This is a genomic window from Streptomyces sp. Root1310, from assembly GCF_001426425.1.
In the GTDB taxonomy this organism is placed as follows: Bacteria; Actinomycetota; Actinomycetes; order Streptomycetales; family Streptomycetaceae; genus Streptomyces.
In genome coordinates, this window is sequence record NZ_LMEQ01000030.1 from 589,511 (window position 1) to 613,667 (window position 24,157).

A 24,157-nucleotide genomic window follows, 5' to 3' on the forward strand; every position below is an offset into this window, starting at 1 on the left:
CCGGGCAAGTGGAAGTACGCACGCCGTGGAATTGAGCCGTCAGCAGCAACGGCTCTGGGAAGTGGAATGTCTGGTTCGCGGAAGCGCGCTGCTGCACACCGGCATTGCGCTGCGTCTCGACGGAATGCTCGACGAGAAAAGGCTTTCCCACGCCGTCACGGCCGTATTTCGGCGACATGAACTGCTCGACACGGGCTTCCACGCGGACGGTGAGACGCTGACCCTCGGTCCGGCCACGCACCACGAGCCGCGCGTCCTGCACCGCCCGGACCTGTATGCGGACCGGGCCGGCCACCTCGCCGAGATACGCCGATCGGCGGCCGCGGCCCACGCGGAGGTCTTCCCCCTTGCCGGCGAGCCCTTGGCGCGCGCCCAGCTGACGCTTCTCGGCGACGGCGGCGGCGTCCTGCTCCTCACCTTCCACCGGCTCGTGATGGACCTGTTCTCGCTGCACCAGGTGGTGACGGACCTTCAGGAGGCGTACCGGCTGGGACCGGACGAGCCGCTGCCGCCTGCCGACCGGTACTCCGCACTTCTGGCGGCACGCGAGCACCGCAGGTCCGCCGACTGGGAGTTCTGGCGTACCGAGCTGTCCGGCTTCCCCACGCCGTGGATCGGCGAGCGGCGGCCGGAGCCGGGCTGGCTGCCCGACGGTGCCGAACTGCGCGTTCCCCTCGATCCCGCCCTGTCCGCTCTCCTCCGGGCGAACGCCCGCGCCGCGCGCTGCACGCCCACGGTGTACGTCACCGCCGCGGCGGCCCGACGGGTGCTGGAACGCTCCGGAGCCACCGACCTGGTCCTCGGCACCATGTCCGCGAACCGCATGAACTCCGACGCGGTGGGCCCCCTCGCCCAGGCGGTCCTCGTCCGCGTCGGCCCCTCGGCCCCGCACGGCGACCAGGGGGTGCTCGCACAGGTGCGGCGCGGGCTGCGCGAGGGAATGGCACACCAGGGAGTGGAGTTCGAGGAGATCGTCGACCTGCTCACGGACGGGATGGGCGTCGCGCGCGACGACCTGGCCCCGCTGAGCGTGAGCGTGACAGCGGACTCCTGGCAGAGTTCCGTGGCGGGGCTCACCTTCACCCTCTTCGACCTGGACGACGACCGGGGCGATGGGGAGGCGGATGGGGAGGCCGAAGAGGAGGCCGAGGGCACCGCCGGGCCCGTGGTCCGCCCGTCCCAGCTGGACCTGGAGTTCAACCTGTCCGGAACGCGGCCGCAGTTGGTCCTCACCTACGACCGCCGGTGCTTCGGCACACCGTGGTGCGAACGGTTCGCGGCCGACCTGCTGGCCGACCTGGCGACCGGCCGCGGCTGATCCGGCCCTCGGCCCGGACGGGCCACCGGACGCTCGGTCAGGCCGACCCGCCACGTGCGCGGTCGATCGACTCCAGCCCCAGCCGTCGTACGTCCCCGAAGCGCGCCTCGTCGAGGAGCGCGGTCATCAGCGCGACGTCCAGGTCCTCGACGTCCGGGGCGAATTCCGCGGCCTGTGAGGCGATCCGAGCCGCGTCGATCGAGGTGCCTCCGGCTTCGTAGAAGTCCGAGTCATCCCCCGGGAGCGAGCCGAGCACGCCGTGCCATGCCTGAGCGAGGGCCGCCGCGAGACCGTCGAGTCCCTGCGGACCCTGCCGCGTTGCCGAGGTGTCCACATCCGCCATGGCAGGAACATAACGCACCCCGCTCACCCCCATCCGGAGTTTTACAGTTGTGTGGCATGACCGCTCTGACGAGGGGCTATGCGCTGCGCCGAGGGTAGCGTCGACAGCGTCAGGGCGTCTTCCACAGGGCAGGTCATGACGGCGACATCCCATGAGTCGGATCAAGGACTTCCCCTCTCCTCGCGTCAGGAGTGGTGCTGGGAGTGGGAGAGGTGTTACGACGAGCTCTATCCCAAGGCCGTCTCCCTCGACTGCTCGACCGCCCTGCGCATGCGAGGGGCCCTGGACGTCGGCGCGTTACGCGACGCCCTCGCCGAAGTCGCCCTACGCCATGACGCGTTGAGGCTGCGGCTGCTCGACACCGGGACGCCTGTCGAGCAGGTGGTCCGACCGCGGCAGGCCCTGCGTCCTGAGCCGTTTCCCCTGGAGACCATGGACCTGGTCGACGCACTGCGCCGACGGGAACTGCACGAGATCCTCCTCGACCTGACCACACGGCCCTTCGAGGTCACCGACCGGCTGTCCCGGGCCACCCTGCTGCGGCTGGCCGCCGACGACCACGTCCTGCTGACCAGCTTCCACCATCTGGTCTTCGACGAGCCGAGCCATCAGGTCTATCTGCGCGACCTCGCCCACTTCTACAACCGCCGCATGGCCGCCCCCGGCGTCGGCGGCATCCGGCCGCCCCTGTCCTACGTGGACTTCGTCCGCAGCGAGAACACACCTCGAACCCGCCTCGACACCGCCTCCCGCCTGGCGGGCTGGGTGGACCGGCTGCGCGCCCACGGCTCCGGGGAACTCCTTCCCGGCCGCGCCACCGGGTTCCTCCCGCTCCAGCACCAGTACGACAGCATCCCCCTGGACCTGTCGGCCGAGGAGTCCCGGCGGCTGCTGCGCGCGGCCCGCGGCGAGCGGGTCTCCCTGTACGCGCTGCTCGCGGCGGCGCTGGCCCGGACACTGGGTGGCTTCTACGGCCGCGAGCGGCTGATCCTCTCCACGCCCTCGCACGGCCGGGTGCGCCCCGAGACCCGCTCCGCCGTGGGCCTGTTCTCCAACATGATCCAGGTGCCGGTCGACCTGGGGCAGACCCCGCCGAGTGGACTGTTCCGGCAGGTCGACGGCGTCCTCAGGGATGCCTCGGCGGGCGTCGACCTGCCGTTCGGCCGGCTTGCCGAGGCCGTCCTGGGCCGCCAGGGCGACGCGGCCTTCTACCGTCACGCCCTGGCGCACGCGGAGTTGCGCCTGTACGGGGTGACCGGCTGGATCGTCGACCGACGGGAACACGAGTTGCCGATGCACGGACTGCGCACCGGCCTCGCCCCCTACCACCAGGATTTCTCCCGGCTCAAATACGCCACACCGCAGTCGTCCCTGGCCGCCGCGGCCACTCTCTCGGTCGGCCTCACCATGGAGGCGGGCCGGCTGACCGGCGCGCTGCGCTACGAGACGACGTACCACGGACGCCGGACGGCCGAGGCCCTGGCGAACGGCTTCCGGGGGCGTCTGACGGATCTGGCGCGGGTCGGGGCCCGAAGGGCGTGAATCCCGTCAGGTCCGTCGTGTCCGGGGAGCACCGGGCGGGGGACTCCCGGCCCGTTCCGTCCGTGCGGACCTGGTACCGGCGTCACTCCTCCACCTTGGCGGGCGCGTCGCGCCAACTGCCCTACCGGGGGCGGCTCGAAGACTGTGGTGTGAAGATTCCCGAGGACCGGTGATCACTCGTTCGAACTCACATATTCTGTCCGGCATCACGTTCGGATACACGGGGCATCGCGTGGCGCGTTCGCGCCGGGGCAGGCCGAGAGAGGAGCGGACGGGTGAGTCACGCACGAGGTCCGGCGACGGACCCGACGGGGGACATGCGATGACCGACGGTCTGGCGGCCCGACTACCACTGGACCTACTGCGCGAGCGGAACCTGCGACGGCTGTTCTGCGCGCAGGCCGCCTCGGTCCTGGGCAGCAGCATGATGCCCATCGCGCTGTCCTTCGCCGTGCTGGAACACGGCGGCGGGGCGAGCGGGGTCGGCCTGGTGCTGGGCGCGCAGACCGCGCCCCTGATCGTGTTCCTGCTGGCGGGTGGTGTGCTGGCGGACCGGTGGGGCCGCCGGGTCACCATGATCGGGAGCGACCTCGCCCGCGCGGCCATCGAAATCACGGTCGTGGTCATCCTGTTGACCGTCGGCATGCCGCTGGGCGGCTTCGTCGCCTTCGCCGCGGCGCTCTCCGTGGCGGCCGCGTTCTTCCATCCCGCCTTCCACGGGTTCGTCCCGGAGGTCGTCTCCGGCAAACGCCTCCAGGAGGCCAACGCCCTCGGCTCCACGCTCAATTCGATCGGCTCGCTGCTCGGACCCGCCGTCGCCGGCGCGCTGGTGGCCTGGACCGATCCCGCCTGGGTCATCGCCATCGACGCGGCCACCTTCCTGGCCAGCGCGCTGTTCCTGGCCGGAGTGCGCACCTCGTCGTCCGCCACGAAGGCCTCCCGGGAGGACGAGAGCTTCTTCCGGCAACTGCAGCACGGATGGCGGGAGTTCAGCTCACGCACCTGGTTGTGGTCCCTGCTCGCCTACACCTCGCTGGCGTCCACCTTCGTCCTGGGGCCCGTCATGGTGCTGGGCATCGCCTTCGTCGGCGGCAAGGAGAACGGCGCCGCCCAATGGGGCACCGTCATGGCCGCGCAGGGAGTCGGCTCACTCCTCGGCGGATTCGCCGGAATGCGGTTGCGCTTCCGCAGGCCGCTGCTGGCGTCCGTCTTCTGCACGTTCGGTCTGGGAGCCTTCGCCGGTCTCCTCGCCGTGCGCGCGCCCGTGTACGTCCTGGTCCTGGGCTCGCTGCTGTCCGGCGCGGGATTCGCACTGCTGCACATCCTCTGGACGAGCGCCCTCCAGGCCGACGTGCCGTCCGACGCGATGTCCCGCGTCAGCGCGTACGACGGTGTGGCGACCGTGCTCTCCATGACCGTGGGCTACTGGTGGGCGGCCCCGACCGCGGATCGGGTCGGGGCCTCGTCGTTGCTCTGGTTCGGCGTGGTGTGGACCCTGGCGAGCGCCGCCGCGATGGTCGCGCTGCCACAGATCCGCCGGTCCGCGCCGGGAACGGAGAAGGGCGGGGACGGCGGGATGGACGGCGGGATCACCCCGGAGGCCCGGGAGCCCTCCACGGCGCACTGAGAGGCGTGAGAGGCGATCCGGGGCGGCAGATTCCTCTCGGCCGCCCCGGGGGAGTGGGCCGTGGGCCGCCATGGCTCTCCCGGGTGAGCGGCACCGCTCTGCCGTGCGATCCCCGACCTCTTAGAAGTGGTTCCCGAGGTGGCGTCTCGGTGGAACGGCAGCCCCGCACGCCGCCCGGCCGCCGCACAGCACTGTGCGCGGCGGCCAGGCGGCAGGCGTGAGCCCGCCCGGCTCCCCTTGCGCTCCTGTTCAGCCGTCCAGGCGCCGCGCGCTGAGCCACTTCACGATCTCCGGGTCGTGGTGGTCGAAGAAGAGCGAGGCTCCGGTGTCCAGGGAGGCGACGGCCGCCATCTCGGCGTCGGTGAGCGCGAAGTCGAAGACGTCGAGGTTCTCCGCCATCCGCTCGGGGCGCACGGACTTCGGGATCGAGGCGACGCCCCGCCCGACCGCCCAGCGCAGTACCACCTGGCCCACCGACTTCCCGTACCGCTGCGCGATCTCGCTCAGTACGGGGTTGGTGAACAGACCGTTCTTGCCCTCGGCGAAGCCGCCCCACGCCTGGTGCTGGACGCCCTGTTCGCGCATGAGGGCCTGGTAGTCGGCGCGCTGGAAGAAGGGGTGGGTCTCGATCTGGTTGACGGCGGGCGTGACCTCGTTGTTGATGATCAGGTCGAGGAGGCGGTCGGCGTAGAAGTTGGACACGCCGATGGCCCTGGCGCGGCCCTGCCGGTTCAGCTCCTCCATCGCGCGCCACTGGCCGTACACGTCGCCGTAGGGCTGGTGCATCAGGTACAGGTCCACATGGTCCAGCCCGAGCCTGGTCAGCGACGTCTCGAAGGCACGCCTGGTGTTCTCCTCGCCCGGCGCGTCCTGGACGTACAGCTTGGTGGTGACGAAGAGCTCCTCGCGCCGGATGCCGCTGTTCTTGATCGCGCGGCCCACGGCCTCCTCGTTGCCGTACGAGGCCGCCGTGTCGAGCAGCCGGTAGCCGGCCGCGAGGGCGTCGGTGACAACCCGTTCGGTCTCGTCGGACGGGATCTGGAAGACGCCGAAGCCGAGGATCGGCATCTCGACGCCGTTGTTCAGGATGACGTTCTGCATGGTTCTCTCCTTCGGGAAGCCCAGCTTCCGCCGGCGGGGCCGGCTCAGCGTTCGAGCATCTTCAGCTGGGCCTCGGTGTGGGTGGCGCCGGCCGCGGGCGGGAGGCTCGTCAACCGTTCGAGCTGGGCGGGGGTGAGCCGCAGTGCGTCGGCGGCGGAGTTCTCTTCGACGCGGTGGACGCGCTTGGTGCCGGGGATGGGGGCGATGTCGTCCCCCTGGGCGAGCAGCCAGGCGATGGCCACCTGGGCCGGGGTGGCGCCAGCTTCGGCGGCGACGGCCTTGACCTCGTCGGCCAGGCGCAGGTTGTGCTGGAAGTTCTCGCCGGTGAAGCGCGGGTTGTCCCGCCGGAAATCGTCCTCGGCGAAGCCGTCGGTGGAGCGGATCGCGCCGGTGAGGAAGCCGCGGCCCAGCGGCGCGAACGGGACAAAGCCGATGCCGAGTTCACGCAGCGTCGGCAGCACCCGAGCCTCCGGATCCCGCGTGAACAGGGAGTACTCGGACTGGACGGCGGTGACCGGTGTGACGGCGTTCGCGCGGCGGATCGTCTCCGGCCCGGCCTCGGACAGGCCGAACGCGCGGACCTTGCCCTCGGCGATCAGCTCGCCCACGGCGCCCGCCGTCTCCTCGACGGGGACGTCCGGGTCGACCCGGTGCTGGTAGTACAGGTCGATGTGGTCCGTGCCGAGACGCCGCAGCGATCCCTCGACGGCGGTGCGGATGTTGGCCGGGCTCGAGTCCAGGTTCCCCGGCCCGTCGCCTCCGTGCGAGACCAGGCCGAACTTCGTCGCCAGCACCACCTGGTCGCGGTGCCCCTTCAGGGCCCGGCAGAGCAGTTCCTCGTTGGTGTACGGACCGTAGATCTCGGCGGTGTCGAGGAAGGTGACGCCCAGCTCGAGGGCGCGGTGCACGGTCCGGACGGACTCCGCCTCGTCGGTGCCGGCGCCGGTGTATCCCTGGGACATGCCCATCGCGCCCAGACCGATCCGGGAAACCTCCAGGTCACGTAGGTGGATGTGGTGCATCATGGCTCTCCGCTCCGTCGTTTTCGGGTTGGTTCTTCGTGTTGTTCTCGGTCCCCGGCGGGTTCCCGGTGGACGTGCCGGTCGCCAGGGTCTGCGGCCTGGCCGCTCCCCGGGGGTTCCCACTCCGCCCCGGGCGTCCGGTCTCCGCCTGTCGCACGCCCTCGGCCCGACACCGCCCGTTCCCCGTTCAGTCCCGGAGAAGGCCGGTGCGGCCCAGCCACGACCGGACGGCGCCGTCGGCGTCCCGGACCTTCTCGCCCCGTACCGCCAGTCCTTCGCCGATGGTCGCGCCCGGGCAGGACTTCGCGTAGTCGCGCTCGGTGGTGCCCAGTCCGCTCATGGCATACGTGGTGATCGGAAAGACGGTCTTGCCGCGGAGGTCGAACCGCTCGGCGAAGGTCGACATGATCATCGGTGCTCGGACGTTCCAGATGGGACTGGCCAGCAGCACGGTGTCGTAACGCTCCAGCGAGGAAGGGAGGTTGGCGACGGCCGGACGCGCATCGGCGTCCTGCTCGCGGACGTTGCGTGCGACCGTCTGGTCGTAGTCGTCGGGGTAGGGGTCGGCGGCGTCGATGCGGTGGAGATCGCACGCCATGCGCTCGCCGATCACGCGGGCGAGGACCTCGGTGTTTCCGACGTCGAGGTCGGTGCGCCCGCCGTGGAAGTAGTTCTCGCCCGCCCGTGAGAAGTAGGCCAGCAGGACGCGCCTGCCGGGCCGCGAGCCCGTGGAGGCAGGCCGTTCGGGGCTCTCCGACGTGGCCCCGCCGGACGGGGACGCGGAACATCCGGTGATGTGGACACCGGTCATGACGGTGGCTCCTCCCAGGAGTACGCCACGAAGGAGCGTGCGGCGCCCCGGCGTGGCCGGTTGACCCTGCCCCGCGCGGGGTTCCCTCGCGGTCATGCGCCGGGCCCGCGAAGGGAGCGGACCGTGTCGAGATCCGCCCGCAGCGTCCGCGGTTCGGCTTCGACGGGCAGGTCGCCAGGGTCCGGTACGCGGGCGTCCGGCCGGGAGTGCCCGCCCGATCCGCTGGCGAGCACCATGGCGTCGACTCCCTGGACCGCCGCACGCAGGGAGGCGGGATCCTCCAGGTCTCCCCGCACGAGGTCGACGCCGGGGAGCAGCTGCTCGGCCCGCCGCGTGTCGCGGACCAGGGCCCGCGGCCTCAGGCCGTGCCGTTGTGCGGCCGCCACCGCCAACCCTCCGATGGTGCCGGTCGCGCCGACCAGGCGTACGTCGGTGATGTTCTGCGGGTGGGACATGATGAGCCCTCGCTGTCGTGCTCGCCGGTCGGTCAGTCGTGGATGCGGAGGTTGCTGATCCGGCTGACGGCGGCAGGGTCACGGTGGTCGAAGAACAGCGAGCCACCCGTGTCCAGGGTGGCGATGGACGCCATCTGGTCGTCGGTGAGCGCGAAGTCGAAGACGTCGATGTTCTCCTTCATCCGGTCGGCGCGAACCGACTTGGGGATGGCGACGATCTCCCGCTGGACGAGCCAGCGCAGCACGACCTGCGCCACGGACCGGCCGTGCCGGTCGGCGATGCCGCCCAGAACCGGGTGCGTGAAGAGATTGTTCTTGCCCTCGGCGAACCCGCCCCACGACTCGATCTGCACGCCCCGCTCGCGCATCAGTTCCTGGTCGTCGACGCGCTGGAAGAAGGGGTGGGTCTCGATCTGGTTGACCGCGGGCGTGATCTCGTTGCGCTCGATCAGGTCCACGAGCCGGTCGGGGTGGAAGTTGGAGACGCCGACGGCCCTGGCCCTGCCCTCGCGGTTCAGCTTCTCCATGGCGCGCCAGGAGCCGTGGACGTCCCCGTAGGGCTGGTGGATCAGGTAGAGGTCGAGGTAGTCCAGGCCGAGGTTGCGCAGCGAGGTGTCGAAGGCTCGCGCGGTGTTCTCCTCGCCGGTGTCCTGCACCCACAGCTTGGTGGTGACGAACAGTTCCTCGCGAGGGATACCGCTGTTCTTGATGGCGCGGCCGACGGCCTCCTCGTTGCCGTACGCGGCGGCGGTGTCGAGCAGCCGGTAACCGGCGGCGAGGGCGTCGGTGACGGCCTGCTCGGTCAGGTCCGGGGCGATCTGGAAGACGCCGAAGCCGAGGATCGGCATCGTGACGCCGTTGTTGAGAGTGACGGTCTGCACGGGGACCTTCTTTCGTGCGGAGGTGCGGAGGTGCGGAGGTGTGCGGGGGAGCAGGGGAAGTGCTCGGGGCCGGCCGGCCGGTCAGCGGCCGGGCCGTGTCGGCGTGGTCGTCACGCCTGCCGCGCGGGTCGCAGCAGCGCGGTGGCGACGATGCTCACCGGCACGGTCGCCACGGCGACCAGCAGACGCGTGGGCAGACGGAGACGAAACCGGCTGGCCGCGATGACCGCGCAGGTCAGCGCCCCTGGGGCGGCGACGGGAGCCACCCGCCCGGGCCGGTCGTAGGGCGGCGCCTCCGGCCGCCCACCGGCCACGGAACCACCGGCCACGGAACCACCGGCCACGGAACCACCGGCCACGGAACCACCGGCCGCGGAACCACCGGCCGCGCCGAGGCGACCGCCCACGCCCCACAGACCCGCTCGGGGGCCGGGCCCCGTCCACGATCACCGCGTCCACCGTGATCGTGAAGAAGCCGAGCGGGACCGCGCCACCCGACGCCGTACGTCCACCGGACGGCTCCGCGGCGGCAGACCACCCGCTCCCGCATACGGGAGCGGGGCTGAAACGGACCGGGATACGGATACGGACAAGGAACGAGCTCCTGTGCTGGACCGGACGGTGCGCTGAGCCGACAGAATCCGAGCCTCGCGCGTTTCCGGTCCCGGTGGCAGGCCGAGCTGGGCCAGGGAGTGGGGTTCGGGGGTATGACAGGGCCCCCCACGTGCCTGCCGCGCAGGTCAGAACGGTGTGACACTGGCGTCATGGCATCCGAGCGGAGCAGCGGCAAGAGCGGCGACATGGAGCTGGGCCGGTTCCTGCATGCGCGTCGCACCCAAACCACCCCCGACCAGGTCGGCCTCACCGTGGGAACGGGGCTGCGCCGCACCCCCGGCCTGCGCCGCGAGGAAGTGGCCACGCTCGCCGGCATCAGCATCGACTACTACGTCCGCCTGGAGCGCGGCAAGGAGACCCGCCCCGGCCCCTCCGTGCTGGACGCCCTCGCCCGCGCCCTGCGGCTCGACGACGCGGAGCACCAGCATCTGCGCGACCTCGCGGCCCGCGCCGCCCGGTATGCCCCCGAGCCGCCGCCCCCGCCCAGCCGGACCGTGCGCCCCCACCTCAAGCTCATCCTGGAGACGATGCGGCCCGGGCCCGCCTACGTCATCGGCCGCAGCATGGACCTGCTCGCCTGGAATCCGGGCGGCCTCGCCCTCTACGCGGGCCTCGCCGACTGGCCCGCGCGGCAGCGCAACCTCGCCCGCTACCTCTTCCTCCACCCCACGGCACGTACGCTCTTCCCCGACTGGGAGTACCAGGTCCGCGGCTGCGTCGCCCGGCTCCGTGCCCAGGCCGGCATCGACCCCGACGCACCCGACCTCACCACCCTGGTGGGCGAGCTGCTGCTCAAGAGCCCCGACTTCGCCCAGCTGTGGGAGCGCTACGACGTCGTCGGGCGCAAGAAGACACAGAAGACCTTCCACCACCCCCAGGTCGGCGTCCTCACGCTCAGCGGCCAGAGCATGCTCCTCGAGGACACCCCGGGGCAGCGCCTCGGCGTCTACACCGCCGAACCCGGCACGCCCGACCACGACGCCGTGCTCCTGCTGGACATGACCGTGCCGGAGCCGACCGGTTCTACGGCCGCGCAGCCCGAACGGCAACACCGCGCACAGTCCTGACCTGCGTCCTGACACCTGCGTCCTGACCTGCGTCCTGCCTGCGGCGCCCTGCGAGCTCGCGGCAGCCAGGCAGCCGGGCAGCCGGGCAGCCGGGCAGCCAGGCAGCCGGGCAGCCGGGCAGCCGGGCAGCCGGGCATCGGGGTATCCGGGCAGCCAGACATCCCGGGACCTCGCCCCGACGTCCACCGACGGACCTTCGGCGAAGCGCTGCCCGGCAGCAGCCAAGGCGTCGCACCCGCCACCGGTCGACGCCGCACCGCGTCGCGCACCCTGACCGGGTCGCTCACACGCCCGGCCCAGGGAGCGGGCCGGGCACATGCGGCCGGGCGGGAGCTGTGGAAGCGTCACGAGCACCGATCTCATTCCCTGCTGCTCACGAAGGGCCGACGGTGGTTGCTGCGGTTGCCGAGACGGGGGCTCGACTCGGCATGTCCTGGGGGGAATTCAGCCTCGGCCAATACCTGGGACTGGTCCTTGTCGCAGTGGGGACGCTGGTCGGCGCCTGGCTGGGGCGCCGGTGGTCGCACCGCTCGACGATGCTGCTCGGCGCCGCGTCCGGGGTGCTGCTGGCGGTCGCAGGTGCCGACATCGTGCCGCACGCCCTGCACGAGGCGGAGGAGCAGGGCCTCGCGGGCTGGATCGTGCCGGTCGTCGTCGTCGCGGCCTTCGCTCTCGCCTCGGCGGGGCACGCCCTGCGCAGACGGGGTGAGCCGGGGCGGCTTCTGGGCGCCGGAACGGCCGTCGCCCTGGTGTTGCACCGGCTGGTCGAGGGCATGACGGTGGCTCTGCTGGCCTCGGTTCCCGTGGTGGCGGCGCTGACCGTGCACTCCATCAGCGAGGGCCTCGCGTTGACGGCGGTCCTCGACGCGCGCGGCCGAAGGTCCCTGACGCCGTGGCTGGTCGCCGCCTGCGTGAGCCCGCTCGTGGGCGGCTGGATCACCCTGGTGGCACCCGTGCCGGAGTGGACGCACGTGCTGCTGCTCGCCGTCGTCGCGGGCGTGCTGTTGCGGAACGCGGGCACCGCCCTGGCCCTGGCGCGGCGCCGGCACCTGGCCGGGGCTCTGCCCGCAGCGCCCGTGCTGCTCGCGCTCGGCTCGGCTGCCGCCGTCACCACGGCGGCCGTGCTCCTGCGCTGACCGCTCCGATCGTGCCGGCCGCGCGCTTTTGGGTTGCGGGTCCGTGACGCGATGCGATGCTGGAGGGGTCTGCGCGGCACGCCCCTCATCCGATGCCGCGCCCTCCCACCCGCGCCTCGGTCAAGCCGAGTGGCGCGCGGCGGCAACCACCCCCCTCACCGGAAGGGCACAGCCATGGCCCAAGCGGCTCGAGTGCGTTACGACACGACGAAAATGACGGATACCTGGGACCCCCAGCTTCTCTGGTACGCCCGAGCGGTACGGCAGATGCAGGGCAAGCCGGAGTCGGAGCCGACCAGCTGGCTCTGGCAGGCCAACATCCACGGTGAGAAAGCGGACATCCCCGGCCCCAACCCGGAATGGAACAACTGTCCGCACGGTGGCTGGTTCTTCCTGCCCTGGCACCGCGCCTACATCCTCTGCTTCGAGGAGATCGTGCGCGATGTCATCCAGAACGAGCTGGACGGACCTGACGACTGGGCACTGCCGTACTGGAACTACACCCGGGTGACGAACGGCGACCCGGACAGCCCGGAATCCCTGGAATGCCGTCGCCTGCCGAGCGCGTTCCGCAGCCCTGACTGGCCCGACGACGACGGTGACAACCCGCTGTTCCTGGCGGAGCCCGATCGCAGCCCGGGTGCCGCCCTGGGAGCCCCCATCGGGTGGACCGAGGTCAACCCGCACAAGGCCATGCAGGCGCCGCGCTTCACCGGCGTGACGCAGTTCGGCAGCGAGTACACCGACAGCCATCTGCTCCACAGCAACGGGCAGTCCGGTCTGCTGGAGATGCAGCCGCACAACCTCATCCACGGTTACGTGGGAGGGGTGATGTCGCAGTTCTTCTCGCCCAGGGACCCCATCTTCTGGCTGCACCACGCCAACATCGACCGTCTCTGGGCCGCTTGGATCGCGAGCAACTCCGGGCACCGGAACCCGACGGACGCGGACTGGCTCGGCTTCACCCACACCTTCCGCAACGCGCAGGGCAACAAGGTCGAGTTCACGTCCGAAGACCTTCAGTCCGAGGATGCGCTCGGATACGTCTACGAGTCGCTGACGGACGGAGTCGGGCTGAAGCCGCCCGAGCGGTTGGTCGCCATGCTGGCGGCCGGCGGCGACCTCCCGCCGCAGCAGGTGGCGGCCACCTCCGGCCCGACCGACCTGGGCCCGGACGCTCTCACGGTCCCGCTGACCCCTGAGCCCGGTGCCCGCGCCGGAGCCCTGCCGGAGGCCGCGTCACCGCAGACGCCGAACCGCGCCATCCTCACGATGGACGACGTACGCGCCGACGCGCCGCCCCAGACGAACTACCGCGTCTTCGTCGGCGCCCGCCCCGACCACGAAGAGGACCTCGACCCGGAGGGGCCGTACTTCATCGGCCACGTCCACTTCTTCGGCGCGGTCGGCACCAACACCCACCATCACGGTGGCGGAGGGCTCACGTTCAGGTTCGACATCACCGAGCACCTCACCGAGCTGCGCCAGCTGGGCATTTGGGACGGCGAGGGCATTCCGGCGGTCGTGGTGACACCGGCTCCGCTCGGCCCGCCGCCGCCCGAAGCCCTGGAGGGGGCACGCGCTCTCGCGGCCGTGCCGTCACCACCGCCCGGCTCGCGTCCCCGCATCGGCAGCATTTCCCTGAGCACCACCTGACCGAGGTACGGAGGCCGGAATGGACACAGCAGACCTGGCCGGAACCTACACCTACCGAAGCTTCCTCAACCGGCCCGAGCGGGTGGACGACTTCAACCGGCTGCGGTTCGCCGAGCTGGAGCTGAGGCTGTCGGTCGAGCCCGGCGGGGCGATCAGCGGAGCGCTCGTCTTCTCCGACGCACCCGACGAGTTCCTCGGGATGGACATCACCGGGAAGGCCACGAACGGGTCCCTCGTGCACTTCACCCTGACTGGCAAAGGGCAGCCGGACACGCCCATCTCGGACTTCCACTACGAGTACGACGGCATCATCCTCCCGCACTGGCCGACGGGGGTGAACCAGCGGCAGACCCTGGCCGGGACCGTGTTGCGCGCGGCGGACCACGGCAGCGCTCCCGACCTGGCACCGGCCGGTCAGACAGCCGCCTTCCTCGCGGTCAAGCGGGGCGGCTGATCCCGCACGCACGCACGGGCGCCGGTGGCAGACGAGAGGATCCGCCGTCGGCGCCCCGCCCTGTCAGGGGGCGTCGATCAGGTCGTACGGCGGGACCGAACGCGGCCCCCGGATTTCGGGCGGATGCGCCTCGGTGCGGCCGGCATGAGCGTGGCGCGTCTTCGCGGTTCTCCGCGGTACCGACCGGCCCCGCGACGACGCGCTCCGCATGCGCGACTTCGCCCACCGGCGCAGAATAAGAAGCATGGGACTTGTCCGGCCCGCGTGAACACGCGGCCCCCGCTCCGAGTTCCCGGCGCAGGGGACTCGTGACTCTCCTCAAACAGCCCTCTCAAGAAGGAGGGACCCCCCATGCGCGCCGTCTGCGGCATCCTTCCGCCGTACATCCTCGAGAAGCTGGCCGAGGCGGCGGACCATCCCGCCGCCCGCGAGGCCGCCCGGGAAACCCTCGCCGTCGCCGCCGACTTCCGGCAGAACCGGATCGACACGCCGAGCCTGGCGGCACCTGTCCCACCCACGGAGTTCGTCCTGACGCGGACGATCTACGACACCAACCACAGCATGGCTCTGCCCGGCGACGAGGTCAGGGCGGAAGGCGGGGCCCCCACGCTGGACGGCACCGTCAACCGTGCCTACGAAAGCCTCGGTCTCACCTTCACGTTCTTCCAGAACGTCTACGGGCGCCACTCCATCGACGACGCCAACCTGCCGCTGGACGCGACGGTCCACTATCGTCGCCGGTTCAACAACGCCCTCTGGGACAGCAGTCAAATGATCTTCGGAGACGGTGACGGTCGTGTCTTCAACGACTTCACCCTCTCCCACGACATCATCGCCCACGAACTCTCGCACGGGATCACGCAGTACACCGCAGGCTTCGTCTACCAGGACGAGTCGGGCGCCCTCAACGAGTCGGTCTCCGACGTCTTCGGCTCGCTGGTCAAGCAGTACGCGCGACAGCAGACCGCCGGGCAGGCCGACTGGCTGATCGGGGCCGGCCTCTTCACCCCGGCGGTGCGCGGCCAGGCCCTGCGGTCCATGAAGGCCCCGGGGTCGGCGTTCGACGACCCGCAGCTGGGCGGCAAGGACTCCCAGCCGGACCACATGAGCGGCTATGTCCACACCGCGCTCGACAACGGTGGCGTTCACGACAACTCCGGCATCCCCAACCGCGCCTTCTACCTGACCGCCACCGCCATCGGCGGCTTCGCCTGGGAGAAGGCGGGACGCATCTGGTACGACACGATGACTTCCGGGCAGCTCTCCGAGAACTGCACCTTCCAGGAGTTTGCGGATGCCACGGCGAACACGGCGAAGCAGCTCTACAACTCGGGGAGCGAGCTGGCCGCGGTGGAGGACGCGTGGCGGGCCGTCGGCGTGATGTGAGCCCCACGCCATGCGCATCCGGCTGATGAGAAGCGGTGGACTGCTCGGCATGCCCCGCCGCGCCGACGTGGACACCTCCGGCCGACCCGACGGGGCGGAACTGGAACGGCTCGCGCACCAGCTCCTTGCCGAGCCGGACAACCGGCCCCCCGCCGGGCCGGGCGTGCCCGACGCCTACCACTACACGCTGATGGTGGACGACCAGCCTCCGCTCGAGTTCACCGATCCCGGACTGACCGAGGGTCAGCTCCAGCTGGTCGAACGGGTTCTCGGGGAGGGCTTCTGAGTCGAGCACAGCCCCTTTCATGTGAGTTCGAGGAGGCCGAGCGGTCGGCTTCGCGTCACGGGCGTTGTCGCGAAGCCGGCCGACGACGCTGCTTTCCGGGCGAGACGCGAGACGCAGGGCGTTGATGGCGAGGTCGGCCAGGTCTACATGGCGCGGGGTGCGGAGCAGGCGCGCGGTGCGGAGACGGGAAGCAGAGCCGGGAAGCGGAGCGCGGCCGCGTCGGCGGGCCTGTCGAACACCCCTTCAACGGATTCCACGGCTTCCACGGCGGTGAGGCCATCGATGGTGGCCGTGATGGCGGACGCGTCGGCCGAGGTGCACGGCGGACGATGCCCGGGGACGATCAGCCGCGGATCGAGGGCGGCCGTGTCGTCGAGCAGGCCGATCCACGCGGCGCGCTGCTCTCGGTGCCGAAGTGCGCCTTAAGACCTGCCACGCTGCATCGATGCGGGCCGCGGTGGGGGAGACGACCGGTGGGAACCGGCCCGAGGCACCGGACAGTTCGTCGGTTCGTCGGGGAGGGCCTGGCCGTCCTCCTTGTCGGCTCCGGCCGTAACCGTCCCGCCGAGCCGTCATCCGGGTCTGCTTCTCTGCAGGTCAGAGCCGGGGGGCGTCCCGTCATGACGTCATCTCCGCCATACCGGTGGTGCCCTCGCGACTCACGCTCCACTCTCGTCTCGCCACGTGTGCACAGCCAGGGCAGGTGCGCCCGACGAGTCAAGGGGGGCCGACGCATGCGATCGCAGGTCTCGGCCAGGGCGCCGAGTCACCCCGCCGCCGCGTGACCAGGCTCCGTGGCCCGTCCCGCAGGGGAGGGCGGGCCACGGTCCGCGGGCGCTCCAGGAGCTGCGTCCCCGGACGTGACTTCTCCGGGACCGTCATGCCGTCTCCCCGCACGACCGCGTGCACAGACCACCTCGTCCGCGCCGTCCGCAGGCCACTTGAACACCGGCCGTGAGGACGAACAGTGCCGGACGGCGCCGATCGACCCACGAAGGAGAGAGCTCACAGCCATGGGAAGACTCGCAGTCCGCGCTCATGCCGAGAACGAGAACGAGAACGACAACGAGAACAAGAACGAGAACACAGGGCACCGGGGCGCCCTCCGCACCACGACAGGGTGGCGGATCCGGATCGGCACCTTCGCAGCCACCGCGGCCATGGTCTCGGCCGGCATCGTGCTCGGCGCCGAACCGGCAGCGGCGGCGCCGGTCGCGATCAAGCTGACGTCTGTGTCCTGCCCGACCGAGATCGTGCAGGGCCAGGTGAGCGGCTGCGTCACGGAACTGCAGAACCTGCTCAACGCGCACGGCGCCGGTCTGGTGGTGGACGGTCGGTTCGGGCCGAGCACGCTCTACGCGGTCCGTGAGTACCAGGCCGCCACCGCGATCGCCGTGGACGGACGGGTGGGCCCCGCGACCAAGAGCAAGCTGTACGCGACCGGAGGCTCGGCGCCCGCCCCCATCAGCCTTCTGTCCTCCTCGTGTCCGGCGAACGTCGTTCAGGGCGACAAGGGCGGATGCGTCACCGAACTGCAGCGCCTGCTGCGCCACCACGGCTACGCGGTCGACGTGGACGGCGACTTCGGCGCCGGGACGGCGAGCGCCGTCCGAAGCTTCCAGTCCGCCCACGGCCTCACGGCCGACGGTCAGGTCGGCGCGAACACCGAGCGAGCCCTCTACGACACCGACGAGTCGCCGTCGACGAGCCTGGACCTGAGGTCGGCGTCCTGCCCGGAGAACATCGTGGAGGGGCAGAGCGGTGGTTGCGTCGCCACGCTGCAGGCCCTGCTGAACGGCAAGGGCCGGCAGCTCGACGTCGATGGCGAGTTCGGCCCCGCGACCCTGGCGGCCGTCAAGGCATTCCAGTCCGCGACCGGCCTCGCCGCCGACGGCGAGGTCGGTCCCAGCACCAAGGCCGCCCTGTACTCGAACATCGGCGGCGGTGGCGGCGACGGCGCACCCGCGCCGGTCAACCTGAACTCCGCTTCCTGCCCGAACGAGATCGTGCAGGGTCAGCACAGCGGCTGTGTCACCGAATTGCAGAGTCTGCTCAACCACCACGGTGCCGATCTCGCCGTCGACGGCGACTTCGGCTCGTTGACCGACAGTGCCGTCAGGGACTTCCAGGCCGAGAAGGGTCTCTCGGCCGACGGCCACGTGGGACCGAATACCAAAGCGGCACTGTACGGTGCGGTCACCCCGCCGTCGTCGCCCCCGCCCGGCGGCGGGTACGCCAAGATTCTCGACGTGGCCGAGGCCGAGGTCGGCACCGTCGAGGGCAGCGCCCGCGCGAACAGCTACGGGTCGGCCGTGGGCCTTTCGCTGTCCACCAGCAACTACGCCTGGTGTGCGACCTTCGTGAGCTGGGTGGCTAAGCAGACCGGGGCCACTTCCTACCGCAACTCCTATGTCTCGGGCTGGGTGAAGCAGGCACGGGCCGGCAACTACCACCTGTCGGTGACGACAGCCCCGCAGCCGGGCGACATCGTGGCCTTCGACTGGGATGGAGGCAGCGACTTCACCGGCGGCAATGAGCACATAGGCGTCGTGCGGACCGTCTCCGGATCGTCGTTCACCACCGTCGAGGGCAACACGGGCAATCCCGCCGGTGGCAGCGACGGCGTCTATGTCAAGTCCCGTGGCACGAACAACGGTTACGACGTGGTCTTCATCAGGGTCCGCTGAGCGGCGATCCAGCGCCCGTATCCACCGTCCCACCGGTTGCGAAGCCGAACCGATGGGACCCGACCAGGAAAGGGGTGGGGTGGGCTACCGTTTCCCCGGCCCGAAGCAGGACGGCACGGTGCTGGCTTCAAAGACTGTGGGCGACGGGGTGCAGCGGTTCGTACAGCGGCAGTTCGGCGCCGCTGGGGAGCCGGATCGCAGTCAGTCTGCCCCACCGCTGTTCGCTGACCGGGCGGGTGATCTCGACGCCCTGCGCGCGGAACTCGCCGAGCTGGGCATCAAGGTCGTCGCACATCAGGTAGAACTCGTGCTGGGGCGGGCCGTCGGTCGGGTGCACGGCCACCTCAGCCGGAGGCAGCTTGAAGATGAGCCAACCGCCGCCCGCGTCGACGCCGGGAAAGTCGAGGACGTCACGGAGGAACGCGCGATCAGCCTCGGCGTCCTGACTGTAGAGGATGACATGTGCACCGCTGATCATGACGTGCTCCTGCCCCTTCGACGTGCGCGCGGTCGTGTCCTCGGCATCCTGGCACGCGCAGGTCCAAGAAGACTTCATGCATTCGATGACACGACGACGGAGCCGACGAAGCCGGAGTTGAGACGGTCGGCTAGCTGGACGGCTCCGACGCGGACCATGCCGGTCCAGACGGCGCCAGTGCGAATGTCCTCCACGCCCCCGGCCGCTGCGAAGCTTGATGATGCGGTAGCGAGTCGACATCGGGTCCTCCTGAGGGGGTGGGCGGGTCGTCCTGACGGGCCCTCCGTTGGACCGTGGAGCGCGCCGTGGCATGGCTGTGCGGATGCCGTTGCCTGCACCGCCGCTACGAGCGCAAGGCCGACCAGTTCCTGGCATTCGCCGGCATCGCTGCGGCTCTGATCTGCTATCGCAGGCTGTCAGCCTGCCCGGTGAGACCTCCGAGCTGGGATGATCCTGCTGCAAAAGACGACACACCAGCAAGGAGCGTCATGACCGCATACCTGCCCGCAGTCATGGCGATGCTCGGCCCGGCCCAGAACCGCTACGCGGACGCCGCCGCCTGGGACCGTCTCCACGCGAAGCTCGACATCCGGCTGCCGACCGACTACCAGACCCTCGTGGACGCATACGCTCCCATCCAGCTCAACGGCCACCTGTCCTTGCCCCACCCCGCGACCGCACGTTGGAATCTGGGCGACTGGATACGAGACACGGCCCGTGCATGGTCCGAGGTTCCCTGGGACGACCTTGACCCGGACGAGGACCCTCGCCTGCTATTCGGACTTACGGAGTTGAGCTTCGGTACACGCAACGGACTGTGGCCGATCGCCAGCACCAACCGAGGCGAGACGCTGTTCCTCATGGCTGCGGACGACACGTTCTCCGGGATCATGGTCGAAGACGGCGAGGGAGGCTGGGGACGGTACGACATGAGCTTCGCCGAATGGCTCTACCGCTACCTCATCGGCGAAGACATGGCCGGCCCCAACACCTCAGCCTTCTATCCCGGCCCGGTACAACTGCGCCGCCTTCCCATGACCGCCGACGAACGACCAGAACCGTGGTACGGGCCCGAGCGCGGGATGTAACCCTGCTGGCCACGACAGTCTTAGACGCCCACCACGTCGCCTGGAAGGCCAAACGGGACGACCACTTACTTCGCCAACCGGAAGTGCACGATGACGATGGTGTCGGTCGGCTCGATCTGGGGGTAGTGAAACCGCAGTCTGTCGCGAAGCTCGGCGAGATCACGGAAACCGTCGGCTCGGGCGTCCGACTCGCTCAACTGAGCAATCGTTTTAGCAGTGACCTGCGTGACGACACCCGGTAGTGCCACCTCGTCGTCCAGCTCGAACACCAGGCTCACCGGGCCCATCGCCACCGGGTCACGGAATCGCACCGTGGTCGTCTTCTGTTCGGCGCGTACTGCATCGAGATAGTCAGGATGGAAGTACAGGGTCTGAGTCGCCGTTGAGTGCTGCCATGAACTGCTGTCGTCCATTCGGCGCACCCTAACGGAACGAGCAAACCCTCCGTGTCACACAATCCGCTGGATGCCCTGGGCCCCGGGCCGGTGAACGTTTCCGGTCGCAGCACTAGCAGGTGTGGTCGAGATCCTTCGCGATCACACTGTCCAGGGTCGCGCTGTCCGGTGCGGCGGGGTCCGGGACGACGAAGGTGTAGTCGACGCCCTGAGGATACTCGCCGACGACGACGGTGAGTTGGTCGGTCGGCGTGGGGAACGTCCGCATCTCCCCCTCCACCCCGGTCGCACCGAACAATTCCTCCAGCTCCCCGAACGTGACCTCCGACGCGAGGGTCACCATCTCCCCCCGCCGCCCGGTCGGCACGTCTGGTCGGCGAGCAGATGGCGGTCACCGACTGGCAGTTCCGGCGCTGGCGCCGGCCTGATCCGCCCCGGCCCCGGCCTCGACCGCGGGCCTGGCAGGTGCTGGACGCGCTGTTCGGCGTGAGTCCGCTGGACGCCGGATTTCCCGGCCCGGAACCGAGTGTGACCGTGAAAACGTCACCCAGCCACACCGAGGGGGTGCCCATGGACCGCCGCGCGTTCGTCACCGACTCCCTAGGCGTCGCCGCCGGTCTCGCCCTCGGTTCGTCCGACGCGGTGGAAACCGCACACATAGTGGCGCTCCGCGAGGGGCTGCACTTCCTGTACACCCTCGACGACGCCCACGGCGGCGGCGACGTCCGCTCGCTGGCCGTCCGGCATCTGACGCGCGTCCGCAGGGTCGTCAACACCAGCACCTGTCCGGAGACGATCGGCCGTCAGCTCCAACTCCTTGCCGGGGGACCGCCGAGCACTGCGCATGGCTCTACTACGACGCAGGCGAACAGGACACCGCGCGCCGCTACTGGGGCGAGGCACTGACCACCGCCCCCATGGTGATGCGCCCGCGCGTCTCGTGGCCGTCGCCACCAAAGAACTCGTGGAGCCCCTCAATCCGTGGTGGTCTCTCTGGACCATGGCCGCCGGCCGGGGGAGCGGTCAGATCTGTGTGCGGGACGCGCTGTAGTCGAGCCAGTCGCGTCTGGCGTATCCCGTCCAACAACTCGCGTTGCTAATGCTGGTGGCCGGATGACACGCCGAACAACGTGAACAGGTCGAGCGGCTTACCCGCGCCGCCATCGATCGGCTGCTGGTAGGGCAGATCCCGGCGGGCGGGGCCTGCTACGTCAAGACGCTCGCCCGCGAGGCCGAGATCTCCCGCGCGTCCCTCCATCGGACCTGGGGTCACCTCAAGGACGAATTCGAGAAACGGCGGGCCGCCGTCTGGGCCACCGGGCAGCAGCCCGACCCACGCGAGGCACGGATCGCCCGGCCCCGGGAGCACAATCAACGGCTCACCACGAAACTCGCCCAAACGCACACTGCGCTCGCCAGGCTCATGGAAAGCCACCGTGTCGCCCTGTCGGTCCTAGCCGCCCAGGACGACGAACTCCAACGGGCCCGACGCACTTTGAGCACGTTTGACGATAAATCCTCGGCGCCAGCGCCCGGACATTGACGGGGGGACGACACCCAAAGCGTCGTCCCCCGCCGCAGGGCATCAGGCTTGCTGACGCAGCACACCGCCCTCGTGACGACGGGAGAGTGCCATCACGCTGGCAACCGCGCTGAGCAGACCCGCGCATGCGGCAATCTGCGCTGCGGACAGGCTCATGGAGACGATGACGATCACCACGACGACACCAATGTCTTTGGCGCCCTTGCGCCCCCAGGGAAGCAACGGGAGACGATGAGAGAGCGACTGGCCCATGCGGTCACGCCCATTCTGCCGACGGAGTCGGCTAGCTGGCCGCCGGCGACCTCATGAGATTGCGAGGCTGGGGACGCCGACGGCTGGTCAATTTGTGCCCTACCAGCATGTGTTGCCCCCTTGACCTTGTTCAACTGGCCGAGACAATGCGAGCATAATCTGCGCTCTATTCGCGAAAATACGGGACAACAGAATCTAGAGGTGCCATGCCCAGACCACCCTCGCGCTTGACGCCGGCAGACGGCCCTCTTGCACGTTTCGCGCTCGAACTGCGGGCACTGCGCGACACCGCAGGCTTCGCCGCCCCGAGCGTGGATCAGATCGCAACACGCACAGGCATCGCTCGTTCCACGCTCTATGCGGCCCTTCGAGGCCAACGCCTGCCCACTCGCCCCGCGTTAAGCGCACTGGTCACACAGTGGGGCGGCAGCGAAACAGAATGGCTCACCCGGCGCACCGAGACTGAAGCCGCGCTGCAGGCGCTTCGCGCCGAGGGGGAGGCGGCGCCCAGGGCGGCACCGGCGCCCCCCACGCCCGCCGCCTCCCCCGCAGAGCGGCCAACAGAGCCAGAAACTGCTACCCCGGTCAAGAAATACATCGTGAACAAGGAGGTGGACGAGGCAGTCGCGGAGGACATGCGGGAGTGGTTGCGCGGGGTGCGCTTGCGAGACGCAGAGTCCCAAACAATGTTGCAGGAGATGGGGACACAGCTACAGGCGCTGCGGGCCAGGGCTGGCGCACCAACGCTGCGCCAGCTCTCAGACCAGATCCGCGAGAGCGACTTTCCCGGCACTGTCGGTGTCGCGACGCTCTCCACGGTGTTCAACGGAAAGCAGTTGCCGAAGTGGACGGTCCTCAGGGTCATCGTTGAGGTGCTGGGCGGTGATGCAGAGCAATGGCGAGACACGTGGGTGAGGATCAAGGCAATTCGCGACACCCTGCTGTGACGTTCGAACGACGGCCGCCTTCATCCGCGAGAGTCAACTGAGACAACCACTCCAGCCAACCGAGACATCCGCCTCACGGCCCGGCACAGGCGTGATTCCACACACTGCCCTGAACGCGACACCGCAGGAGATGGACACGGGCTTTGCCGAGCTAACCCGCTGGTCTCCGAAGTCCGCGGCCATGCGGAGCAGGGCGTAGGCGGAGGCGAAGCGGATAGCCGGGGCGCTGCTGTGGTCGGTCATGTGGGAGTGCTTCTTCTTGTCTCTGGGGTGGGTGGCCGCGAGGAAAGGTCGAGGAGGATCGGGTTCTGTTTGCCGGCGACGGCCTGGCTGGCTTCTGCAGACATTGGGGGCGCTACGCTGCGATGGGCCGTGCAACCAGGACAACGTCCGGGCCCATCGCGTCCCACTCCAGGTCGGCGCGCGCTCGCCGGCGAGTGGCACGCGGCAGCCCCAGCGAATGAAGGACAGGTCAAGGTGAGCAGGGAAGAGCCCGCGGCCAAGCGCAGGGTCGACGTCGTCGTGCTCACCGTTCCGGGGCGAACGATTGGTGGAAGGTGAAGGCGTGCGGCGCGGAGCCGTCGTCGTGGAGGTGTTCCAGCCTGGACACCCCCTCCTGCCAGGTGGGTATCACGCCGTCGGAGACCCACCAGCACACGTAATTCGGGTGTTCCGTCCTCTCGAACCAGTCGTAACGCCTGTTCAGCGCCTCACGGTGCAGACCGGTGTAGACGGCTTCGAGGGCCGGGCGCAGGTCGGTCCACAGTGAGAGTGTCGCGGCCAGGGCGGTGGTTTCCACCGTACGACCCTTGTCGTACCAGGTCGGTACGGCGAACTCTCCCCATGCACCCCAGTCCGCCTCGAAGAGCAGGCCCGGGTCTCCGCCTGCCGCTTCGGCACGCGCGAGGTATCCGGGGTGCTGACCGATCTTTCGGTAGACGGTCTCGCCGATTTCGTAGAACTCGCGCGTGAGAGGTGCGGGATCGGCGAGAGGTGACTTCAGGACGCCGAATGTGTACAGAGCAAGATGGGGCATGCGTCTCTCCCTGGTTGGGGCTGCCTGGCGT

25 protein-coding genes and 1 pseudogene are annotated in these 24,157 nt (G+C 69.9%); 13 read left to right on the forward strand and 13 right to left on the reverse strand.

Annotation, left to right across the window (positions count from 1 at the left end; translation table 11 throughout):
• Nucleotides 1-25: 25 nt before the first annotated feature.
• On the forward strand, nucleotides 26-1,318 hold the full coding sequence (locus ASD48_RS29835) for a condensation domain-containing protein (RefSeq protein WP_157880729.1): 1,293 nt from the start codon (nucleotides 26-28) through the stop codon (nucleotides 1,316-1,318).
• Nucleotides 1,319-1,355: 37 nt separating this feature from the next.
• Here ASD48_RS29835 and ASD48_RS29840 read toward each other — a convergent pair whose 3' ends face one another.
• A complete protein-coding gene (locus tag ASD48_RS29840; protein ID WP_057604848.1) occupies nucleotides 1,356-1,661 on the reverse strand; it encodes a phosphopantetheine-binding protein in 306 nt (101 codons plus the stop codon).
• A gap of 135 nt (nucleotides 1,662-1,796) precedes the next feature.
• Here ASD48_RS29840 and ASD48_RS29845 point away from each other — a divergent pair, with 135 nt between their 5' ends.
• Entirely contained in the window at nucleotides 1,797-3,203 is a 1,407-nt protein-coding gene (locus ASD48_RS29845; RefSeq protein WP_079074050.1) for a condensation domain-containing protein, read from the forward strand.
• 322 nt (nucleotides 3,204-3,525) lie between these two features.
• Nucleotides 3,526-4,830, forward strand: a complete 1,305-nt coding sequence (locus ASD48_RS29850; protein WP_057604850.1) for an MFS transporter — start codon at nucleotides 3,526-3,528, stop codon at nucleotides 4,828-4,830.
• Between the two features lie 249 nt (nucleotides 4,831-5,079).
• Here ASD48_RS29850 and ASD48_RS29855 read toward each other — a convergent pair whose 3' ends face one another.
• From ASD48_RS29855 to ASD48_RS29880, 6 genes are all read right to left on the reverse strand, one after another.
• Nucleotides 5,080-5,931, reverse strand: coding sequence for an aldo/keto reductase (locus ASD48_RS29855; protein ID WP_057604851.1), 852 nt, complete (start codon nucleotides 5,929-5,931; stop codon nucleotides 5,080-5,082).
• 44 nt (nucleotides 5,932-5,975) lie between these two features.
• On the reverse strand, nucleotides 5,976-6,953 hold the full coding sequence (locus ASD48_RS29860) for an aldo/keto reductase (protein WP_057605052.1): 978 nt from the start codon (nucleotides 6,951-6,953) through the stop codon (nucleotides 5,976-5,978).
• Nucleotides 6,954-7,140: 187 nt separating this feature from the next.
• Complete coding sequence (locus tag ASD48_RS29865; RefSeq protein ID WP_057604852.1) at nucleotides 7,141-7,764, reverse strand: flavodoxin; 624 nt, start codon at nucleotides 7,762-7,764, stop codon at nucleotides 7,141-7,143.
• Nucleotides 7,765-7,856: 92 nt separating this feature from the next.
• Nucleotides 7,857-8,219: an NAD(P)H-binding protein gene (locus tag ASD48_RS29870; RefSeq protein WP_057604853.1), complete on the reverse strand. Its 363-nt coding sequence runs from the start codon at nucleotides 8,217-8,219 to the stop codon at nucleotides 7,857-7,859.
• Nucleotides 8,220-8,251: 32 nt separating this feature from the next.
• On the reverse strand, nucleotides 8,252-9,100 hold the full coding sequence (locus tag ASD48_RS29875; RefSeq protein WP_057604854.1) for an aldo/keto reductase: 849 nt from the start codon (nucleotides 9,098-9,100) through the stop codon (nucleotides 8,252-8,254).
• 110 nt (nucleotides 9,101-9,210) lie between these two features.
• Nucleotides 9,211-9,459: a hypothetical protein gene (locus ASD48_RS29880; RefSeq protein WP_157880730.1), complete on the reverse strand. Its 249-nt coding sequence runs from the start codon at nucleotides 9,457-9,459 to the stop codon at nucleotides 9,211-9,213.
• A gap of 405 nt (nucleotides 9,460-9,864) precedes the next feature.
• Between ASD48_RS29880 and ASD48_RS29885 the strand changes: the two genes are divergently transcribed.
• The 7 genes from ASD48_RS29885 (at nucleotide 9,865) to ASD48_RS29915 (ending at nucleotide 18,387) form a co-directional block, all read left to right on the forward strand.
• Complete coding sequence (locus ASD48_RS29885) at nucleotides 9,865-10,782, forward strand: helix-turn-helix transcriptional regulator (RefSeq protein WP_057604858.1); 918 nt, start codon at nucleotides 9,865-9,867, stop codon at nucleotides 10,780-10,782.
• A 428-nt stretch (nucleotides 10,783-11,210) separates the two neighbouring features.
• Complete coding sequence (locus tag ASD48_RS29890) at nucleotides 11,211-11,918, forward strand: hypothetical protein (protein WP_157880731.1); 708 nt, start codon at nucleotides 11,211-11,213, stop codon at nucleotides 11,916-11,918.
• 213 nt (nucleotides 11,919-12,131) lie between these two features.
• Nucleotides 12,132-13,574: a tyrosinase family protein gene (locus ASD48_RS29895; RefSeq protein ID WP_199876015.1), complete on the forward strand. Its 1,443-nt coding sequence runs from the start codon at nucleotides 12,132-12,134 to the stop codon at nucleotides 13,572-13,574.
• 19 nt (nucleotides 13,575-13,593) lie between these two features.
• Complete coding sequence (locus ASD48_RS29900; RefSeq protein WP_057604862.1) at nucleotides 13,594-14,028, forward strand: hypothetical protein; 435 nt, start codon at nucleotides 13,594-13,596, stop codon at nucleotides 14,026-14,028.
• Nucleotides 14,029-14,379: 351 nt separating this feature from the next.
• Nucleotides 14,380-15,414 carry a M4 family metallopeptidase gene (locus ASD48_RS29905; protein ID WP_057604864.1) on the forward strand — a complete coding sequence of 345 codons (1,035 nt, stop codon included), beginning with the start codon at nucleotides 14,380-14,382 and terminating at the stop codon, nucleotides 15,412-15,414.
• Nucleotides 15,415-15,439: 25 nt separating this feature from the next.
• Nucleotides 15,440-15,700 (forward strand): protealysin inhibitor emfourin, encoded by a 261-nt coding sequence (locus tag ASD48_RS29910; protein WP_348983236.1) that lies wholly within the window; start codon nucleotides 15,440-15,442, stop codon nucleotides 15,698-15,700.
• 1,013 nt (nucleotides 15,701-16,713) lie between these two features.
• Complete coding sequence (locus ASD48_RS29915; RefSeq protein ID WP_242432768.1) at nucleotides 16,714-18,387, forward strand: peptidoglycan-binding protein; 1,674 nt, start codon at nucleotides 16,714-16,716, stop codon at nucleotides 18,385-18,387.
• Between the two features lie 127 nt (nucleotides 18,388-18,514).
• On the opposite strand, the gene ASD48_RS29920 is transcribed toward ASD48_RS29915, so the two are convergent.
• Nucleotides 18,515-18,865 (reverse strand): VOC family protein, encoded by a 351-nt coding sequence (locus tag ASD48_RS29920; protein ID WP_057605054.1) that lies wholly within the window; start codon nucleotides 18,863-18,865, stop codon nucleotides 18,515-18,517.
• 284 nt (nucleotides 18,866-19,149) lie between these two features.
• Here ASD48_RS29920 and ASD48_RS43760 point away from each other — a divergent pair.
• Nucleotides 19,150-19,269, forward strand: a pseudogene (locus tag ASD48_RS43760) (transposase); the annotation flags it as partial.
• A gap of 749 nt (nucleotides 19,270-20,018) precedes the next feature.
• On the opposite strand, the gene ASD48_RS29930 reads toward ASD48_RS43760, so the two are convergent.
• Nucleotides 20,019-20,366, reverse strand: a complete 348-nt coding sequence (locus ASD48_RS29930; protein ID WP_057604870.1) for an ASCH domain-containing protein — start codon at nucleotides 20,364-20,366, stop codon at nucleotides 20,019-20,021.
• 94 nt (nucleotides 20,367-20,460) lie between these two features.
• Entirely contained in the window at nucleotides 20,461-20,691 is a 231-nt protein-coding gene (locus ASD48_RS29935; RefSeq protein WP_199876017.1) for a hypothetical protein, read from the reverse strand.
• Between the two features lie 41 nt (nucleotides 20,692-20,732).
• Here ASD48_RS29935 and ASD48_RS44900 point away from each other — a divergent pair, with 41 nt between their 5' ends.
• On the forward strand, nucleotides 20,733-21,254 hold the full coding sequence (locus ASD48_RS44900; protein WP_199876019.1) for a hypothetical protein: 522 nt from the start codon (nucleotides 20,733-20,735) through the stop codon (nucleotides 21,252-21,254).
• 190 nt (nucleotides 21,255-21,444) lie between these two features.
• On the opposite strand, the gene ASD48_RS29945 is transcribed toward ASD48_RS44900, so the two are convergent.
• Together ASD48_RS29945 and ASD48_RS29950 are read right to left on the reverse strand one after the other, a co-directional pair.
• The gene (locus ASD48_RS29945; RefSeq protein WP_157880732.1) at nucleotides 21,445-21,783 is read right to left on the reverse strand and encodes a hypothetical protein; all 339 of its coding nucleotides are present in this window, start codon (nucleotides 21,781-21,783) and stop codon (nucleotides 21,445-21,447) included.
• A gap of 150 nt (nucleotides 21,784-21,933) precedes the next feature.
• The gene (locus ASD48_RS29950) at nucleotides 21,934-22,143 is read right to left on the reverse strand and encodes a hypothetical protein (protein WP_057604876.1); all 210 of its coding nucleotides are present in this window, start codon (nucleotides 22,141-22,143) and stop codon (nucleotides 21,934-21,936) included.
• Between the two features lie 206 nt (nucleotides 22,144-22,349).
• Here ASD48_RS29950 and ASD48_RS43765 point away from each other — a divergent pair, with 206 nt between their 5' ends.
• A complete protein-coding gene (locus tag ASD48_RS43765; protein WP_107104430.1) occupies nucleotides 22,350-23,090 on the forward strand; it encodes a helix-turn-helix transcriptional regulator in 741 nt (246 codons plus the stop codon).
• Between the two features lie 526 nt (nucleotides 23,091-23,616).
• On the opposite strand, the gene ASD48_RS29960 is transcribed toward ASD48_RS43765, so the two are convergent.
• A complete protein-coding gene (locus ASD48_RS29960) occupies nucleotides 23,617-24,126 on the reverse strand; it encodes a DUF3291 domain-containing protein (protein WP_057604879.1) in 510 nt (169 codons plus the stop codon).
• Nucleotides 24,127-24,157: the final 31 nt, after the last annotated feature.

Excerpts from the sequence above, each read along its gene's own strand:
- ASD48_RS29840 (WP_057604848.1), bottom strand. The coding sequence starts at position 1,661 with ATGGCGGATGTGGACACCTCGGCAACGCGGCAGGGTCCGCAGGGACTC.
- ASD48_RS29845 (WP_079074050.1), top strand. The coding sequence starts at position 1,797 with ATGACGGCGACATCCCATGAGTCGGATCAAGGACTTCCCCTCTCCTCG.
- ASD48_RS29850 (WP_057604850.1), top strand. The coding sequence starts at position 3,526 with ATGACCGACGGTCTGGCGGCCCGACTACCACTGGACCTACTGCGCGAG.
- ASD48_RS29855 (WP_057604851.1), bottom strand. The coding sequence starts at position 5,931 with ATGCAGAACGTCATCCTGAACAACGGCGTCGAGATGCCGATCCTCGGC.
- ASD48_RS29860 (WP_057605052.1), bottom strand. The coding sequence starts at position 6,953 with ATGCACCACATCCACCTACGTGACCTGGAGGTTTCCCGGATCGGTCTG.
- ASD48_RS29865 (WP_057604852.1), bottom strand. The coding sequence starts at position 7,764 with ATGACCGGTGTCCACATCACCGGATGTTCCGCGTCCCCGTCCGGCGGG.
- ASD48_RS29870 (WP_057604853.1), bottom strand. The coding sequence starts at position 8,219 with ATGTCCCACCCGCAGAACATCACCGACGTACGCCTGGTCGGCGCGACC.
- ASD48_RS29885 (WP_057604858.1), top strand. The coding sequence starts at position 9,865 with ATGGCATCCGAGCGGAGCAGCGGCAAGAGCGGCGACATGGAGCTGGGC.
- ASD48_RS29890 (WP_157880731.1), top strand. The coding sequence starts at position 11,211 with ATGTCCTGGGGGGAATTCAGCCTCGGCCAATACCTGGGACTGGTCCTT.
- ASD48_RS29895 (WP_199876015.1), top strand. The coding sequence starts at position 12,132 with ATGACGGATACCTGGGACCCCCAGCTTCTCTGGTACGCCCGAGCGGTA.
- ASD48_RS29900 (WP_057604862.1), top strand. The coding sequence starts at position 13,594 with ATGGACACAGCAGACCTGGCCGGAACCTACACCTACCGAAGCTTCCTC.
- ASD48_RS29905 (WP_057604864.1), top strand. The coding sequence starts at position 14,380 with ATGCGCGCCGTCTGCGGCATCCTTCCGCCGTACATCCTCGAGAAGCTG.
- ASD48_RS29910 (WP_348983236.1), top strand. The coding sequence starts at position 15,440 with ATGAGAAGCGGTGGACTGCTCGGCATGCCCCGCCGCGCCGACGTGGAC.
- ASD48_RS29915 (WP_242432768.1), top strand. The coding sequence starts at position 16,714 with ATGGGAAGACTCGCAGTCCGCGCTCATGCCGAGAACGAGAACGAGAAC.
- ASD48_RS29920 (WP_057605054.1), bottom strand. The coding sequence starts at position 18,865 with ATGATCAGCGGTGCACATGTCATCCTCTACAGTCAGGACGCCGAGGCT.
- ASD48_RS29930 (WP_057604870.1), bottom strand. The coding sequence starts at position 20,366 with ATGGACGACAGCAGTTCATGGCAGCACTCAACGGCGACTCAGACCCTG.
- ASD48_RS29935 (WP_199876017.1), bottom strand. The coding sequence starts at position 20,691 with ATGGTGACCCTCGCGTCGGAGGTCACGTTCGGGGAGCTGGAGGAATTG.
- ASD48_RS44900 (WP_199876019.1), top strand. The coding sequence starts at position 20,733 with ATGGCGGTCACCGACTGGCAGTTCCGGCGCTGGCGCCGGCCTGATCCG.
- ASD48_RS29950 (WP_057604876.1), bottom strand. The coding sequence starts at position 22,143 with ATGGGCCAGTCGCTCTCTCATCGTCTCCCGTTGCTTCCCTGGGGGCGC.
- ASD48_RS43765 (WP_107104430.1), top strand. The coding sequence starts at position 22,350 with ATGCCCAGACCACCCTCGCGCTTGACGCCGGCAGACGGCCCTCTTGCA.
- ASD48_RS29960 (WP_057604879.1), bottom strand. The coding sequence starts at position 24,126 with ATGCCCCATCTTGCTCTGTACACATTCGGCGTCCTGAAGTCACCTCTC.